Origin of the sequence: Streptomyces sp. NPDC020681 (assembly GCF_044334895.1) — a bacterium.
Classification (GTDB): domain Bacteria; phylum Actinomycetota; class Actinomycetes; order Streptomycetales; family Streptomycetaceae; genus Streptomyces.
In genome coordinates, this window is sequence record NZ_JBIRTX010000013.1 from 1 (window position 1) to 16,573 (window position 16,573).

At 68.4% G+C, this 16,573-nt stretch carries 13 protein-coding genes and 1 pseudogene; 11 read left to right on the plus strand and 3 right to left on the minus strand.

Annotated elements, in window-relative coordinates; genetic code table 11:
* From ACH4YL_RS26930 to ACH4YL_RS26940, 3 genes and pseudogenes are all read left to right on the plus strand, one after another.
* Positions 1-816: pseudogene (locus tag ACH4YL_RS26930) on the plus strand (ATP/GTP-binding protein); the annotation flags it as partial.
* 138 nt (positions 817-954) lie between these two features.
* Positions 955-1,320, plus strand: coding sequence for a zinc-binding dehydrogenase (locus ACH4YL_RS26935; RefSeq protein ID WP_398510230.1), 366 nt, complete (start codon positions 955-957; stop codon positions 1,318-1,320).
* A 581-nt stretch (positions 1,321-1,901) separates the two neighbouring features.
* Complete coding sequence (locus tag ACH4YL_RS26940; RefSeq protein ID WP_398510021.1) at positions 1,902-4,187, plus strand: FhaA domain-containing protein; 2,286 nt, start codon at positions 1,902-1,904, stop codon at positions 4,185-4,187.
* Positions 4,188-4,396: 209 nt separating this feature from the next.
* Here the strand turns inward: ACH4YL_RS26940 and ACH4YL_RS26945 are convergent, their stop codons facing one another.
* Positions 4,397-5,965, minus strand: coding sequence for a glycerol-3-phosphate dehydrogenase/oxidase (locus ACH4YL_RS26945; protein ID WP_398510022.1), 1,569 nt, complete (start codon positions 5,963-5,965; stop codon positions 4,397-4,399).
* A complete protein-coding gene (locus tag ACH4YL_RS26950) occupies positions 5,962-6,561 on the minus strand; it encodes a TetR/AcrR family transcriptional regulator (protein WP_398510023.1) in 600 nt (199 codons plus the stop codon). The genes ACH4YL_RS26945 and ACH4YL_RS26950 overlap by 4 nt, the downstream gene beginning before the upstream one ends.
* A gap of 82 nt (positions 6,562-6,643) precedes the next feature.
* On the opposite strand from ACH4YL_RS26950, the gene ACH4YL_RS26955 reads away from it, so the two are divergent.
* The 4 genes from ACH4YL_RS26955 (at position 6,644) to ACH4YL_RS26970 (ending at position 10,981) form a co-directional block, all read left to right on the plus strand.
* On the plus strand, positions 6,644-8,236 hold the full coding sequence (locus ACH4YL_RS26955; RefSeq protein ID WP_398510231.1) for an FAD-binding oxidoreductase: 1,593 nt from the start codon (positions 6,644-6,646) through the stop codon (positions 8,234-8,236).
* 38 nt (positions 8,237-8,274) lie between these two features.
* Entirely contained in the window at positions 8,275-9,156 is an 882-nt protein-coding gene (locus ACH4YL_RS26960) for a YegS/Rv2252/BmrU family lipid kinase (RefSeq protein WP_398510024.1), read from the plus strand.
* A gap of 360 nt (positions 9,157-9,516) precedes the next feature.
* The gene (locus ACH4YL_RS26965) at positions 9,517-10,530 is read left to right on the plus strand and encodes an amidohydrolase family protein (RefSeq protein ID WP_398510025.1); all 1,014 of its coding nucleotides are present in this window, start codon (positions 9,517-9,519) and stop codon (positions 10,528-10,530) included.
* A gap of 49 nt (positions 10,531-10,579) precedes the next feature.
* The gene (locus ACH4YL_RS26970) at positions 10,580-10,981 is read left to right on the plus strand and encodes a hypothetical protein (protein ID WP_398510026.1); all 402 of its coding nucleotides are present in this window, start codon (positions 10,580-10,582) and stop codon (positions 10,979-10,981) included.
* A gap of 99 nt (positions 10,982-11,080) precedes the next feature.
* On the opposite strand, the gene ACH4YL_RS26975 is transcribed toward ACH4YL_RS26970, so the two are convergent.
* Complete coding sequence (locus ACH4YL_RS26975) at positions 11,081-12,448, minus strand: MFS transporter (protein WP_398510027.1); 1,368 nt, start codon at positions 12,446-12,448, stop codon at positions 11,081-11,083.
* A 590-nt stretch (positions 12,449-13,038) separates the two neighbouring features.
* Here ACH4YL_RS26975 and ACH4YL_RS26980 point away from each other — a divergent pair.
* The 4 genes from ACH4YL_RS26980 (at position 13,039) to ACH4YL_RS26995 (ending at position 16,571) form a co-directional block, all read left to right on the plus strand.
* Positions 13,039-13,815, plus strand: coding sequence for an alpha/beta fold hydrolase (locus ACH4YL_RS26980; RefSeq protein WP_398510028.1), 777 nt, complete (start codon positions 13,039-13,041; stop codon positions 13,813-13,815).
* 88 nt (positions 13,816-13,903) lie between these two features.
* Positions 13,904-14,617 (plus strand): FadR/GntR family transcriptional regulator, encoded by a 714-nt coding sequence (locus ACH4YL_RS26985; protein WP_398510029.1) that lies wholly within the window; start codon positions 13,904-13,906, stop codon positions 14,615-14,617.
* A gap of 1 nt (position 14,618) precedes the next feature.
* Positions 14,619-15,224, plus strand: a complete 606-nt coding sequence (locus ACH4YL_RS26990; protein ID WP_398510030.1) for a sterol desaturase family protein — start codon at positions 14,619-14,621, stop codon at positions 15,222-15,224.
* A gap of 468 nt (positions 15,225-15,692) precedes the next feature.
* Positions 15,693-16,571: a bile acid:sodium symporter family protein gene (locus ACH4YL_RS26995; protein WP_398510031.1), complete on the plus strand. Its 879-nt coding sequence runs from the start codon at positions 15,693-15,695 to the stop codon at positions 16,569-16,571.
* Positions 16,572-16,573 lie beyond the last annotated feature (2 nt).

Sequence of the window (16,573 nt, forward strand, 5' to 3'; positions counted from 1 at the left end):
GAGGCTCTCATGAGAGTGCCGGTCCGTCACATCGCCGGACACCTGCTGTGGTCGACACACGGCAGCGTGTGGGCCCTCTACCGGCTACAGCCCGGTCCGGACGCCACCGGACACAGCGAAGATACGGTCCACGGCACCTACGTGGCCCCCGCTGTCCGCGACGAACTCCTGGCGAAAACCACACAGCTGGTGCGGTCACTGACCGGGGCGCCCCGCCTGTTCGGACTGAGCGCACAGGTCGACCCGGGCGAAATCGCCTGGCGGATGATCGACGGCATCGACCCGGCCCACAGTGCCAGGGACGGCATGGAACATCCGTGGCTGGAGAACGTCGACGCGGCGCTCGTGCTCGAGGACCAGGAGATGCACCGCCGCACCCTGTGGCTCGCCGTCCCGCTGCGCACCGAGCAGAGAGGGCTGCAACTCACTGCCGCCACCGGCGCGCTGTGGGCAGAAGTGTCCCAGTCACTCGGACTGCGCCCGGCGCCCGTGACACGGCGCGAGGTGATCGCCTACCGGGAACAAGCCACCCGGATCGAGGCCGAGCTCGCCGGCGGGACCCCGTTCCGCCCCGCCCGGCCCGCGGAGATCGTATGGATGGTCCAGCACGCCCTGCACCGCGGCCTGCACGAACCACTGCTGAGCGACGCCGAGACCAGCGACGTGTACAGCAGCACACTCCACAACAATGTGCTCCGCTCCCCCAGCTACGCCGACCTCGGCCAGAACCGCCTCACCAAAGGCGGCACGGCTGTCGCAACATGGGACCCGCAGATGAGACTGCCGAACGACCCATACCAAGGCCCTGGGGAGTGATCCACAGGGCCCCTGGTTCTGTTGTGCACTCGGCAGGATTCGAACCTGCAACCTTCTGATCCGTAGGATCGGGCACCGCCTCGCCAGGGGCCCCGGAGGCCTCCTGCTCTGGTCGCTCAGGTTAGCGATCACGAGGGTCTGTGTGCAGCCGTTGCCGTCAGGACTGCCGTCAGTGTCCACAACGTTGCCTGGCCTTGGCCCCGCAGTCTCCGGCAGGTCTACAGCCGAAGCTCGGAGATCCTGCTGAGCATGAGGTTGGTCTGCTGTTCCATGAGGCCAGCGCGCTCGCGACTCAGCTCATCGACCGCGAAGCTGGGCGTCACCGTCTCGAGCGCACAGGTCCGCTCGAACGGCGCGCAGCTTGCCGAACTGAGGCGCCTGCTCGACGCGGGCACGGTCCGCGTCGCGATCGACAGCACGTTTGGGCTCGCGGATGCCCGAGCAGCGCACGGACGCGCCGCCCGAGGGCACATCCAGGGCAAGATCGTGCTCACGGTCGCTTAGGAACGAGCCGTTTCACCGGCGTCCGGCGCTCGTCCGCGGGGCACCGGCGGCCACGAGACGCTGACGCGGACTGGACGGTTTGAGCCTTGGTCAGATCAGAGACGACCCTCACTTACGAGTACCCGTGCTGGTCGGGAGACACATGCACCGAAGGCACCGCGTCGCGCCAGGTGTGCCCCGCGGCACGTCGGAAACCCCTTGTGTGCGCCCTGTCCTAGTTACGGGCGCCGGAACGGAACGGGTTTCGGTGAACTTGTTGAATCTTTTGCGGTGGGAATGACTAACACGCGCACTGTGCGTCGTTGGGTGGCCCAGCCCGTGCGCCGATCAGATCTCGCGCGACGTTTCCGTCGCCGGCGGACACCTTGGCGTCGATAGCCACCTGACTGCGTGCGCGGAGATCGCGCCGAACTGTCGCGGGTCGGCCACGGGGCTCGGGCACGGGGGCGGTTTCAACCGATCCGGTGAATTGTGGCGACACACCAGTAATGGTCACGCAGCGTGGCTACATAAGTACTATCCGAAATATCTTCACCTCATCTGACTGCATCGCGGCAGATCGGCATTACCCGGAGGCTGCAGTGGGAACGCTGAACAAGATCGAACAGCGCTTCGAGGCTTTGGTCAACGGCACCTTCGCCAAGGTCTTCAAATCCGCGGTGCAGCCCCTGGAGTTCATCGGCGCGCTCCGGCGCGAGTGCGACATCAACGCCAGGATCTGGAAACGGGACTGCACTATCACGTCCAACGGTTTCATCGTCGAGCTCAGCCCAGGCGATCACGAACTGCACAGCGCGTGTCTGGTCATGCTCGGCGAGGAACTGGTCCAGAAGCTGCGCGAATACGCTGATGAGCAGAGCTACTCGTTCGTCGGCCCGCTGAAAGTGCAGTTGCAGAGGGCAGAGAACCTGAAGGCTGGACAGTTCCGCGTGCGCAGCCGGCTCGAGGTCCCTCTCGAGGTCCAGCACGCCCTGCAAGCCGACCAGCGCTATCGCCTCACGTCTGCGGCACCGGTTGGGCTTCGCCATGGCGGTGGCCGTAACTGGCGGCCGCCCACGGATGTCTCACGCGGGGACAAGCAGGTCCTGACGGTGGACCAGTTCATATCCATCGGCCTGACGTTCGCCGAGGATGGCAGGCTGATCCGCGCGGACCAGCCGAGCCCTCTAATCGTGGCGCCTGCGCCGCTGCGACTCATCGAGCCGCCGGTGACGAATCGCACCGTCGCTGTCCTGCCTCGGTCCGATCACGACCTGCGTGCCCTCCCTGCCGGGCACGGCAGGCTTCCCGCGCTGCGCCCCGCCGGAGGACAGGCGCACCACCGGGGACGTGGTACCGGCCGCCAGCAAATCGCCGGCTCGCTCGAGCCGCAGAACAGGGGCCTGGCCGTGGCGCAGCCGCCGGTCACCCTCGCTCCGTTGGGCGGCTTGCGCCGCGCAGAAACCTCCAGTCATTGGTCCGGCAAGCAGGCTCAACCGCTCGCCGGGGAGTACCACCGTCGAGACCCCGCCGGCTCGGTGCCCGACGGCCCCCGCAACTCACCGAAAGGACAAATCGTGCCGAAAGATCGCGATATCGCCGTCGCCGCTCCCACACCCAACGAGGGCAGAGTGGACTCCGATGGGCCTGGCTTCGCGCCGCCCGACGGGTATGTCGCCAGCGAGCCCCAGGCCAACGAGGCCGTGCCGCCACATGTCACAGCGGAGCACAACAACCCGCTGCCTGCCATGAACGGCCTCGGCGCAGAGCCTCTGTCAGCTCCCTATATGAAGGGGGCGCAACTGTCGCGAGGTACCGGTGGAACTCCGACGCACTACGGTCCACCGGCACACCACACTCCGGCCCAATGGTCGACGCCGGACCGGAGCGGCCGTACCGGGGCACTGGGACACAGTGCTGCTGTCGAGCTCTCCGCCGACCGTCTGCTGCGCAGTGGGCCCAACAAGCGCCGTGGCCGCCGCTGGTTCCGCATCGGCGGCGGGGCCGGGGAACGGGAGCGCCAGCAGAAGTTGGCCATTCTCCGCACCCCGGTGACGCACTGCCATAAGATCGCTGTCATCAGCCTCAAGGGTGGAGTCGGCAAGACGACCACCACTACCGCCCTGGGCGCGACTCTCGCCACCGAGCGCCAGGACCGGGTCGTCGCGATCGACGCCAACCCGGACGCGGGGACCCTCAGCCGCCGAGTGCGTCGCGAGACCAGTGCGACCATCCGCGACCTGGTGGCCGAGATCCCGAACGTGAACAACTACATGGCCGTCCGGCGCTTTACCTCCCAGTCCCCGAGTGGCCTCGAGATCCTCGCCAATGAAGCGGATCCCGCTCTGTCTACGGCGTTCAACGATGAGGACTACCGACAGGTGGTCGGCTGCCTCGGTCAGCACTACCCGATCATTCTGACCGACTCGGGAACTGGCCTGCTGCACAGCGCGATGCAGAGCATCCTGGACTCCGCCGACCAACTGATCGTGGTCGCCACGCCCAGCGTGGACGGTGCTACCAGCGCCAGCACCACCCTCGACTGGCTCAACGCGCACCACTACGAGGACCTCGTCCAGCGGAGCATCACCGTGGTCTCCGAGGCACGCAAGAAGAGCAAGACGGTGAAGGTGAACGAAGTCGTGGACCACTTCCGCGCCCGCTGCAGGGGCGTTGTGGTGATTCCGTTCGACGAGCACCTTGCCGCAGGCTCCGAGGTCGACCTTGAGCTGATGAAGGCACGGACCCGCGAGGCCTACTTCAACCTGGCGACGCTGGTGGCCTCGGACTTCCCCCGCACCCAGCCGGAAGCCATGGGCTGGGCCTCCGCCTACCCGCACTCGGGATACAACGCGGCCAGCATGTTCGCCGCCCCCGCGTGGGGCTGATCAGTCACCAATACGGACTGCGGCACCGCCCCGGGACCCATTGCGGGTCCCGGGGCGGGTCCTGGCCGCATTTGTCCGTGTGCGCAGACTGACCGACCAGGAAGGGCAGCGGCTGCAGCAGATCGTTCGCCGTGGCAGCACGAGTTCGGTGCGCTACCGGCGCGCCGCTACGGGCGTAGTCCGGAGTCTGGAACAGGCCGGGGATCAAGTCAGCTGGGCGGCACGTCGGTTGTGAGCGCGTCGCGGGCGGCGGTGTGCGCTGCCTTGCGGTCGTGCGGGACCAGGCCGATGCGGGTGCGGCGGTCCAGGACGTCGGACTCGTCGAGGGCTCCCTCGTGGCGTACGGCCCACAGGAGTTCGGCTCCGGTGACGGGGTGGCCGGGGATGACGGGGCGGGCGAGTGAGGGGTGGGTGAGGCCGATGGCGTGGATCTGGGGGGCTTCGCTCCCGTAGCGGTGGACGAGGCGGCGGGGGGCGTCGAGGGTGGCGAGTGTGCCGGGGTGTGCGGCGCCGACGAGGGGGAGGGTGGCGGTACGGCTGGGGCCTGCGGTGAGGTTGCGTACGGTGACGGCGGCGTCGACGGCGTCCTGGGCCATGCGCCGGTAGGTGGTGAGCTTGCCGCCGACGACTGTGACGACACCGTCGGGTGAGGTCAGCACCGCGTGCTTGCGGGAGATGTCGGCGGTGCGTGCGGAGTCTGACGTGGTGTCGAGGAGGGGGCGCAGTCCTGCGAAGGCTCCGACGACGTCGTCCCGGGTCACCGTGATGTCGAGTGCTGAGCCGAGGACGTCGAGAAGGAAGCCGATGTCGGTCTCGGGTACTTCGGGTACGTCCGGGATGTCGCCGTCGACGGGTTCGTCGGTGAGCCCCACGTACACCCGGCCGTCGCCTTGCGGCAGGACGAGGACGAAGCGGTTTGTCTCGCCGGGGATCGGGATGTGCATGCCGGCGGTGAGGCTGCCGAGGTCCTCGGAGCGCAGGACGAGATGCGTACCGCGGGAGGGGCGCAGGCGGATGTCGTCGACGAGGCCGCCGGCCCAGACGCCTGTGGCGTTGATGACCGTACGTGCCCGGATCAGCAGTTCCTCGCCGGTGAGTTCGTCGCGTACGCGGGCGCCGGCGCCGCTGAGGTGGAGGGCGCGGGTGCGGGTGAGGATGCGGGCGCCGTGGGCGGCCGCGGTACGGGCGATCGCGGTGACCAGGCGAGCGTCGTCGGTGAGTTGGCCGTCCCAGGACAGTAGTGCGCCGCGCAGGCCGGCGGGCCGGAGCGCGGGGGCCATGTGACGGGTCTCGGCGACGGAGAGGGTACGCGGGGCGGGGAGGGTGGCACGTGCGGTGCGGGCTGAGGCGCGCAGCAGATCGCCGGCGCGGAAGCCGGCCCAGGCAAGTGCGGCCTGCCCACGGGAGACGAGCGGGGTGAGCGGCAGGACGAAGGGCTGGGCGCGGACGAGGTGGGGGGCGGTGCGTTCCATGAGGATGCCGCGTTCGACGGCGCTTTCGTGGGCGACGTCGAGCTGGCCGGTGGCGAGGTAGCGCAGTCCGCCGTGGATGAGTTTGGAGCTCCAGCGGGAGGTGCCGAAGGCGAGGTCGTGGGCGTCGATTGCGGCGACGGTCAGTCCGCGGGTGGCGGCATCGAGGGCGGCACCCGCGCCGGTCGCTCCGAGGCCGACGACGAGGACGTCGACCTGTGTGCCGTCGGAGAGTTCGGCGAGTTCGCGGCTGCGGCGTGCGGCGTTGAGTGACGACGCGCCGGGCGCGGGGGCGGTCGGGCTGCTCATGGTGTGAGGGTCCTCTCCACAATGGTCCGCAGTTCGCCGAGGAAGGCGGTCTCGGTGAGTTCGGGGTCGGCCTCGTCGGTCATCGTGCGCAGCGACAGCGTGAAGGCCTGCACAACCAGCAGCAGTGAGCGGGCCTGCAGGCCGGGGTGCATGGTGCGGACGGATCCGTCGGCGTGGCCCTCGGTCAGGGCGCCGGTGATGAGTCCGAGCAGGGCGTCCTGGCTGGCGCCGCGGCGGTCGAGCACGTAGGGCAGGAGCAGTTCGGGGTCCACGTCGAGGATCTTGTGGAAGAGCGGGTGGGCGCGGAAGGCGGTGACGCCGGCGACGAGTCCGTCGACGAGGCGGCTGCGGGTGGGGGTGGTGGGGTGGCTGTCGGGCATGGCGCCGACGGCGAGTGCGATCCATTCCCGGGTCATCAGGTCGCCGACCAGGGTTCGTACGTCGGGCCATCGGCGGTAGAGCGTCATGCGGGAGACGCCGGCGCGGCGGGCGACGTCGGTGAGGGTCGTGCGGCGCACGCCGACGGCGAGGACGCAGTCGCGTGCCGCGTCGAGGACGGCGTCTGCGTCCGAATGGTTGTGACGAATGGGCGTCATCTGTCACAGTGTAATGCCAGTGCAGGGTGCACGGCGCGGCGCCAGGCAAGACCGACGGTGAGGAACGACCCAAGTGACCCAGGTGGACATGTTGTGGAGCGGCTGGGGCGACCCGGACAAGGCGGCCCCGCTGCCCGACTCGGTGATCGGCCTGCTGCGCGATCTGCTCGGCGTCACACCGAGCGAGAGAGAACCGGCCCGGCTCGACGGCATCCCCGTCCCCCCGTCGCCGCTCGCCGACGACACGCTCCGAGCGCTCGCCGAGTGCCTGGGCGACGGCGCATACGTACGCACCGATGCCGAGAGCCGTATCCGGCACACCCGGGGCAAGTCCACCCCGGACCTGCTGCGCATCCGTGCCGGTGAGGTCGACGACATCCCGGCGGCGGTCCTGCTGCCGGGCAGCCATGACGAGGTGCTGGCCGTTCTGCGCGTCTGCGCCGAACACGGTGTGGCGGCCGTGCCGTTCGGCGGCGGGACCTCCGTCGTGGGCGGACTCGCACCACAGGTGAAGCTCTGCTTCGTCGCGCTGGACCTGCGCCGCCTCGACGGGCTGCTCGCGCTCGACGAGGTCTCGCGCACCGCGACGCTGCAGTCCGGACTGCGCGCGCCGCAGGCGGAAGCGCTGCTCAACGTGCACGGCTTCACGCTGGGCCACTTCCCGCAGTCGTACGAGTGGGCAACGATCGGCGGCTTCGCCGCGGCACGCTCCAGCGGTCAGGCCTCGGCCGGTTACGGCCGCTTCGACGAGATGGTGCTCGGCCTCACCGTCGCCACCCCCGAGGGCACCTGGGAGGCGGGGCGGGCGCCACGCTCGGCGGCCGGGCCGGATCTGCGTCAGCTGATCCTCGGCTCCGAGGGTGCGCTCGGCGTGATCACCTCGGTGACCGTACGGATCAGGCCGCTGCCCTCGACCCGGATCTACGAAGGCTGGCGTTTCGCCTCGTTCGAGGCGGGCGCGGCGGCGCTGCGCAGGCTCGCCCAGGACGGTCCGCGACCGACCGTGCTGCGACTGTCGGACGAGACAGAGACGTTCGTCGGCCTGGCCCAGCCGGACAAGATCGGGAACTCGGACGCACCCGCGGCCGGGTGCATGGCGATCGCCGGATTCGAGGGCACCGACGAGGACACCGCGGACAGCCGCGCGCGGGCCCGCGAGGTGCTCCTCGCATGCGGCGGCGAGTACGTGGGCGAGGAGCCTGGGGACCGCTGGGCGCACGGCCGTTACAACGCCCCCTACCTGCGCGACGCGCTGCTGGACGCGGGCGCGTTCGCCGAGACGCTGGAGACCGCGGGCTTCTGGTCCGCCCTTCCGGCGCTGTACGACGCCGTGCGCCAGGCACTCACCGCCACACTGGCCGAAGGAGGCACGCCGCCGCTGGTGATGTGCCACATCTCCCATGTGTACGAGAACGGCGCGTCGCTGTATTTCACGGTGGTCTCGGCGCAGGGCGACGATCCGGTCGCACACTGGGCTCCGGCCAAGCGGGCCGCGAACGACGCGATCCTTGCCTCCGGCGGCACCATCAGCCACCACCACGGTGTGGGCACTGACCACCGCGACTGGTACACCGAGGAGATCGGCCCGGTCGGCGTGCGCATCCTGCAAGCCGTCAAGGCCGAAATCGACCCTGCCCAGGTCCTCAACCCCGGCGTGCTCATCCCCCTCCGCTGACCCCTCCCTCAAGCCCCCGCCGTCCGAAAGGCGCATACATGCGACAGTTCACCGCGGTCGTCAACCCCGCCGCAGGGGGTTCCAGCGGTACGGCGGCCCTGCTTCCGCTGGCCCGCCTCCTGCGGGAGGCCGGGGCGCACCTCGACACCCAGTACAGCCGCAGCCTGGAACACGCCGCTCAGCTGGCACGGCAGGCCGGCGAGCAAGGCCACACCGTGCTCGCCGTCGGCGGCGACGGCATAGCCGGCTGTATCGGCGGGGCGCTCAGCGGCACGGACACCGTGTTCGGGCTCGTACCGGCCGGCCGCGGCAACGACTTCGCCCGGGCGCTCGGACTGCCCACCGACCCCTCGGCCCTCGCCGAGGTGCTGCTGCACGGCACACCGAAGCCGACCGACACCATCGAGGTCGAATCGGCCGTCCACGACAGGACATCCGTACTGGGCAGTGTGTACGCGGGCGTCGACGCGGTGGCCAACCGGCACGCCAACACCTCCCGGCTGCTGCGCGGTGCCGCCTCGTACTACGCGGGCGGACTGCGGGCCGTGGTGATGTGGCAGCCCGCCGCGTACCGCATCACGATCGACGGCGTGATGCACGAGCGCCACGGCTACACGGTCGTCGCCGCAAACTCCGGCTTCTACGGGTTCGGCCGCCACATCGCCCCGGACGCGCGGCTCGACGACGGACTGCTGGACGTCGTCGTGATCCAGCACGCACCCAAGCGGCTGTTCTTCACCATGATGAACGAACTCAAGACGGGCGCTCATCTGAAACGCCCGCAGGTAGAGGTACTGCGGGGCAAGGAGATCCGTATCGAGGCCGACCGGGACATCCCCTACGGCGCCGACGGCGAGGTCGAGGCAACACTTCCCGTCACGGTCAGGGTGCAGCCCGGGGCACTCAGCGTCCTGTCCTGACAGCAGGGACGCGGCTGGCCCCCGAGCCGGGGGCGCCCGCCCTCTCATCGATTCCGGTCGCGCCCGAGCCGATTGAAGGAGAATCTCGTCGAGCGGGTTTCCGAGCCACACCCGCCTCCAGGAACAGACCTGGACCAAGCGCGACCGCCTCACCACAAGAGATCAATTACCCCAGCAACGTTGAGAGACGAGCCACTAGCGCCTGGACGGCAGTGGATGGGCGTCGCGGGCGAGGTCGAGTGTCGTGCCAGCGCACCGTCCCTTGTACCAAGACAATATGCACAGTGGGCGCCGATGACCGTCTCTGTGGATGGTTGTCCCGGCGGTAGACCGGTGCAGCCAGGGCAATGAGGACAAGCGATGTCCGAACTCGGCGTCTCAGTGATCGACGCGCATGTTCATCATTTCGACCTGCAGAAGTTTCGCTATCCGTGGCTGGAAGATCCAGAATTCAGCCGGCTCAGATACGACTACGGTCCGGGTGAGTACGTAGCTGACACGACAGGTGTCCTAGTCGATTCCTGGGTCCACATCCAGGCGGAAGTGGACCACTCGACCGACCCGGTCGCCGAGACCGCATGGATCGACGCTCTGGCCGCCGGCGGTCCACATCGGGGCCCAGTGGCGTGCGTTGGCCATGCTGACCTGGCCGCCCCGGATATCGCCCACGTCCTGGAAAGGCACTGCGCCTACACCCGGTTCCGTGGCATCCGGCAGGAGGCATGGTTCGACCCGGCCTCCACTCGAGCGGACATCCCGCAGCGCAATCTGCTCGACAACGAGGCGTGGCGAGAGGGATTCCGGTCACTGGCACACTTCGGTCTCTCCTTCGACCTGCTCGTCTTGCCCACCCAACTGCGCGACGCTGCAAGGCTGGTCAGCTCAGCTCCCGAGGTGCCGGTACGGCCGGTGTGGTTCTACAGCCTGACCGACAGGTCATGGGCCGTGGTCATGTTCCGCGACCAGGAGCAGAACGCCACGGTGCACCAGGCGGGACCGCGCTCCTTGTGGAACGAGGTGGAGCCAGCCTGGCACTGGTGGGACTCCCATGGCCGGCCCGGCTTCGAACGGTTCGGGCTCACCGTGACAGCGGAAGCGCAAACCGCATGGCTTGATACGCCGGATCGTCCGGCTCCCGACGGAGACACTGGACGCGACAGCGAAGACGGACATCGCGGCCCGCATGAAGCAGGCGATCACCGTGTGCGAATGGGCAGAGCCGACGGACCGTCCGCTCAGCTTTCCGCGACACCGGTAGGTGGCGCTGGCGAAGCCGGTGGAGCGGCCGCGATTGCTGACTCAGCGCCGGCAACTGCTCCCCCGGGACACGGCCACCTGCGCCCCGCAACACCCAAGCCAGGTTACCGCCCTTGAGAACGACCCATATGTCCTGGCTGTCCCCCGCCCGGATAGCCCCGTGGTGATGCCCCAGTGGATCAGCCCTGGCAACACACACCCGAACGCCCACTACCGCGATCCAATCTGGCCCCTGGCGCCACTCATCGACAACCCCAGCACCGTCCTGTTCAAGATCCACTGGAAGCACCTCTGGGCTCCCCTGCTCGGCCAGGTGAAACAGGTGACCTGGGTGATGATCAACGGTCAGCTCCGGCCCACCTACCTCAAGGACCGAGGCGTCCGGTCCCGGAGCCGGACGTCCGCCCAAGATATGCAGGGCACTTGCAACGAGTGGGTCGGGCTGGATCTGCTCGACCGACTCGCCGTTCGCCCGGCGACGGAGCACGGTGTGCACCATGTCCTCGGTGATGACGGGCGGTCGACCGCCGTGCTTGGCCTTTGGAGGTGTTACGCCCGGGGGGCGTAACACCTCCAAAGGCCAGGGACTTGTTAGGCGCTCACGATGAGTGACAGGGGCTCCGAGACGATTTGCTTGCTGTCGCGTCGGTGGCTGGTCGGCGGTACTTCAGCCAGCGGTGTGGTGGGTCTCCTTCGCCGGGATGCAGGAAAGCGCGAGGGCGGCGGCCGTCAGGTAGGCGAGCGCGCCGACGGCCATGCTGGTGCGCAGCCCGGTGGTGAAATCGGTGGTGGCGGCGAGCAGTGAGCCGCCCAGCGCGACGCCTGCGGCGCTGCCGATCTGGCGGGTGGTGTTGAACAGGGCGGAGGCGGTGCCGGAGAAGCCCTCGGGTGCGGCTGTCATGACGGTGGTGGTCGAGCCGGTCAGGGCGAAGGACGTGCCGAATCCGGCTGCCATCATCGGTGCGACGAGCAGCGGGTAGCCGGGGTCTGTCCCGGCGGCTGCCCAGCCTGCCAGGCCCGTCGCTGCCAGCAGCATGCCGCAGACCACCAGCGGGCGGTGTCCGGTGCGTCGTGCCAGGCGCCCGGACAGGACGGAGGCGAACATCGTCATGGCTACCGCTGGGAAGAGGGCGAGCCCGGTGCGCAGGGCGCTCAGGCCGCGGTGCTGCTGGAAGTACAGGCTGGCGGTGAAGATCATGCCGTAGAAGGCGAAGTTGAACAGCAGGCCGATCACCGCCGAGCCGCTCAGCGCACGTGAGCGCAGAAGCCGCAGCGGCAGTACGGGGGTGCGGGCCAGGTGCTCGCGCAGGACGAATAGGGCGGCGGCCAGCACGCACAGGCCGGCCCCGGCGAGGATCAGCGGGTCCGCCCAGCCGCGTCGTCCGGCCTCGTTCAGGACGGCGGTCAGCAGAGCCACCGTGGCGAAGATCGCGCCTTGGGCCGGCCAGTCCAGGGAGCGGCCGGTGTGCCTGGGCGAGGGGGCCACGTGGCGCAGGGTCAGCAGCAGGCAGGCGCATCCGACGGGCAGGTTGATGAAGAACACCCAGCGCCAGCCCACGGTGGTGGCGAGGAGTCCACCAAAAAGGGGGCCGGCGGAGGCGGCGATGCCAGCCATCGAGCCCCAGAGCCCGAAGGCACGGGAGCGCTCGGCGGGCGAGGGGTATGCCTGCTGGAGGAGGGCGAGCGAGCCGGGCACGATCAGGGCCGCGCCGACTCCCTCCAGCAGTCGGGCGGCGATCAGGGTCCCGGTGTTCTGTGCCAGCCCGCAGCCCACCGAGGCCGCGGTGAACACCACGACCCCGGTGCAGAAGATCCGGCGGTTGCCCAGCCGGTCCCCGAGCGCGCCGCCGGTGAGCAGCAGGCCTGCTAAGGCCAGGGTGTAGCCGTCGGTGATCCACTGGATTGCGGTGAGCGAGGCCGACAGCTCCCGTCCCACGACGGGAACGGCGACGTTGATGATGGTCACGTCCAGGATGACCATGAAGTAGCCTGCGCAGACCGCGAGCAGCGGCACCATGGACCGGGTTCTCGCCACCACCGTCCCACCTTCGCAAGAGAGAGTCACGACACCCCGGTTCCGGGGAAGGCCACAACTTCCCGTGTCCTGCTTCGAAACCTATCCCATCTCATCTTGCGATATGAGCTTGCTTGTCTCATATAGGAAGACGCTTTCTACGCCAAGGCGGTCTGCAAGTGCGAGCCGCCCGCTGTCATCCGGGTCTCTCCGTAGACGCTGAGCCGCCGCAACATCATGTGCGCAGACTGCAAGGAGGTCTTCACCCGGGACGACTCTGCCTGATTGGTAAGTCTGGCCAGATAACCCGCGGGCCTCGGCGGTCCCCTCGCAGAGGGTGCCGGGCCCGCACCGTTCGCGGCCGCGCCATCGTGGTGCATCAGGTCCTCGGCACCTACGGCCATATCTGGATGTGGGGAGTCAGAAGGAGGGGACGGGCGGGGGTGGGATGGCTTCGAGGTTCCAGTTGACCCACCGGCCGTTCTCGACCGAGTCGACCATGACCATCGCGGGGCGCCTCGACTTTCTGGGCGGACGCCGGTGACGGCAGCCGGTCTGCACGGTTTACCGTACCGCGCAGTAACCGGGTACACGCACTCCAAGGGGCCACCATGCCGCAACTCGAAGTCGACGGCGCGTCGCTGACGTACGACGACGAGGGACCCCGCGACGGACAGGGGGTGCCCCTGGCGTTCGTCCACGGCTGGACGGCGAACCGGCACCGCTGGGACCACCAGGTCGCCCACTTCGCCGAGGCGCGGCGCGTCGTCCGGCTGGACCTGCGCGGGCACGGCGAGAGCAGCGGGGCCGGAGCGGGCTCGATCGACGCCTTGGCCAAGGACGTCCTCGCTCTCCTCGAGCATCTGGAGATCGAGCGGTTCGTGATCATCGGGCACTCCATGGGCGGCATGATCGCCCAGACCATCACGCTCGCCCACCCCGAGCGGGTCGAGCGCATGGTGCTGGTGAACTCCATAGGGAAGATGGCCTACAACCGCGGCCGTGTGTGGCTGATGGCCGCGTCGAGGCTTGTCCCCTTCAAGCTGTTCGTCGCCGCCAACACGCGGCGCGCCTTCGCCCCCGGCTACCCGCGCGACGAGGTCCGGGGGCACATCCGCGCCGCCGACACGCCCCGGGAAGTCGTCATGACCCTCTACGGCGCCATGCGCGCTTTCGACGTGCTCGACCGGGTCACCGAGATACGCACGCCCACCCTGATGGTGCACGGCTACCACGACATCCAGCTGCCCCTCGCCGAGATGCTGCGCATGGCCAAGGCCTACCCGGACGCGGTGATCCGCGTCCTGGACGCCGGCCATCAACTGCCAGTGGAGAAGCCGGCCGAACTGACCGGGGCACTCGCCCACTTCATCACCGGCCGTGGATAGGCGGACTGGCCCGCCGTCACCACCCGATGCGGATTCATCTGGTCCAACCAGTTGACCAGATGCTGGATGGGGTCTCACCATGTCCGCTATGAAGCAACCAAACATCCGTCGCGAGGCGGTTTCCGATCAGGTCTTCGTTGTCCTACGGGACCGGATCCTCGGTGGAGAGCTGCCGCCCGGTTCGGCGCTTACGGCCGAACGGGACCTGGCCGACGAGTTCGGTGTGAACCGGCACGCGATTCGGGAGGCCGTCAAGCGACTGCAGCAGGCACGGCTTGTCGATGTCAGTCACGGCGGTCGCACGCTCGTTCTGGACTGGCGGCAGACCGCAGGTCTGGATCTCGCCATGGGGATTGCCGAAGCCGACGGCGGGCCCTCGGTGGAGGACCTCATCCGGGACGCTCTGGAGATGAGGGCGTGCATCGGGGCGGACGCGGCCCGGTTGTGTGCGATCCGGTGCTCTGAGCGCATCGCCGCTGAGCTTGCCGAAGCCACCGGCCGGTACGCACGGAGTGGACCCGATCTGGCGGAGATGCGTGCGGCGCACTCCGCCTGGTGGCGGCTGATCGTGGAGGGCACCGGGAACCTGGCCTACCTGCTCGCCTTCAACAGCCTGGCCGGGCGCACCCTTCCGGTCGCCAATGTGCCCGACGATCTGCGGGCAGCCGAACTCCTCGACGTCGAGGCCCACGTCCGGCTCGCGGGACACATCATGGCGCGCGAGGCCGAGGCAGCGGAACAGTTGGCGCGGGAGCTGCTGTCTCGCAGCGTGCCCGCGACGCCCAGGAAGGTGGTGCCCTGACATGACGGAATTGCTCTACGCGATACCGGCGTTCGTACTCCTCGTCGTCGTCGAGGCTGTCTCGTACCGCTTTCACCCGGACGACGACGAGCAGGGCTACGAACTGCGCGACACCGTGACCAGCATGTCCATGGGCCTCGGCAGTGAGATCGTGGCGCTGCCATGGAAGGCCGTGACGGTCGTGGTGTACGCGGCCCTGTTTGCCGTTGCTCCTTGGCACCTGTCGGCATCCAACTGGTGGACCTGGGCACTGCTGGTCGTCGCCGACGACCTGGCGTTCTACGTGTACCACCGCGCTCATCACCGTGTGCGGATGCTGTGGGCGAGCCATGTGGTGCACCACTCCAGCGTCAGGTTCAACTTCTCCACCGCCCTGCGCCAGAGCTGGACGCCGATGACGCGTCTGCCGTTCTGGCTGCCGCTGGCGCTGCTCGGCATCCCGCCGTGGATGCTCCTGCTCCAACATGCCTTCAACAAGATCTACCAGTTTTTTCTGCACACCGAACGGGTGGACAAGCTGTGGCGTCCCGTGGAGTGGCTTTTCAACACCCCTTCCCACCATCGCGTCCACCACGGCTCCAACAGGGCATACCTGGACCGTAACTAACGGCGGCATCCTCATCGTCTGGGACCGGTTCTTCGGCACCTTCGAAGTCGAGGACGAGCGCGTGGTGTACGGCCTCACAAAGAACATCGATACCTACAACCCGCTGCGCGTCGCCTTCCACGAGTTCAGCGCGGTCTGGCACGACATCCGTGCGGCGCGGCTGGCGCCATCGCGCCGGCTACCTGTTCGGCCCGCCCGGATGGGTGCCCGAAGCAGACGGCTGACAGCATCGCCGGGTAAGCGCAGCAGCAAAGGGGGTCCGACAGCCCCCGCACGACTCCCCATCGGTACCTCGGAGCGCCTGCACTCCGCGAGGCGCCCCGACGTGCGGCCTCACGACCCTGACACCCTCACCCCGGCATGGGCCCCACGACTCCGCGTAGGCCCAACCATCCTCCAGCTGCACGGCTGTTGTGTGAGACGAACGCACCCACCGTCCCCATCTTGCCTGGATCCCAAGGATGCTTGATGAACGACTCAGCCCTGATCACCACCGGCCTGCCGATCGCCCTTGCGATCATCATGTTCGGTCTCGGGCTGTCCCTCACCACCGCCGACTTCAGAGGGGTAGCCCGGACACCGAAGGCGGTTGCCGTCGCGCTGGCCCTGCAGGTCGTGGTGCTCCCGCTCGTGGCATTCGGCCTGGTCAAGAGCTTTGACCTTGACCCGCTGCTCGCCGTCGGCGTGCTGCTCTTGGCCGCTTCTCCCGGCGGGACCACGGCCAACTTGCTGAGTCACCTCTTCCGCGGAGACGTGGCCCTCAACATCACGCTGACCGCGATCAACTCGGTGCTCGCCGCCATCACTATCCCGGTCATCACCAACCTCGCCATCGAACACTTCGACGCTCAAGGTGAGCTTGGCCTGCAGTTCGGCAAAGTGGTTCAGGTGATCGCCATCGTGCTCATCCCTGTCGGAATCGGCATGTCGATTCGCCGGCGCTCCGCTGACTTCGCTGCACGCGCTGACCGCCCGGTCCGGGTCTTCTCCCTCGCCGTGCTGGTCCTCGTGTCGGCCGGCGCACTGCTGGGTGAGCGGGAGAACCTGGCTGAATACGCACAGAAGGTCGGGGTGGTGACCGGCATTTTCTGCCTGGCGAGCCTCACGCTCGGCTACGGCGGTGCCCGGCTGCTGCGTCTTGACGAGCGCCAGGCTATAGCGAGCTCCATGGAGGTCGGAGTCCACAACACGACCGTGGCACTCACCATTGCGCTCAGCGTCATGGGCAGCACGGAGGCCGCGATCCCCAGCGCCGTCTACTCGGTCTTCATGTACGTTTTCGCGACCGCTTTCGGCTACGTGATCACCCGGCGCCATGCGCAGGCCAGGACGGGGCTGATTCGATGACG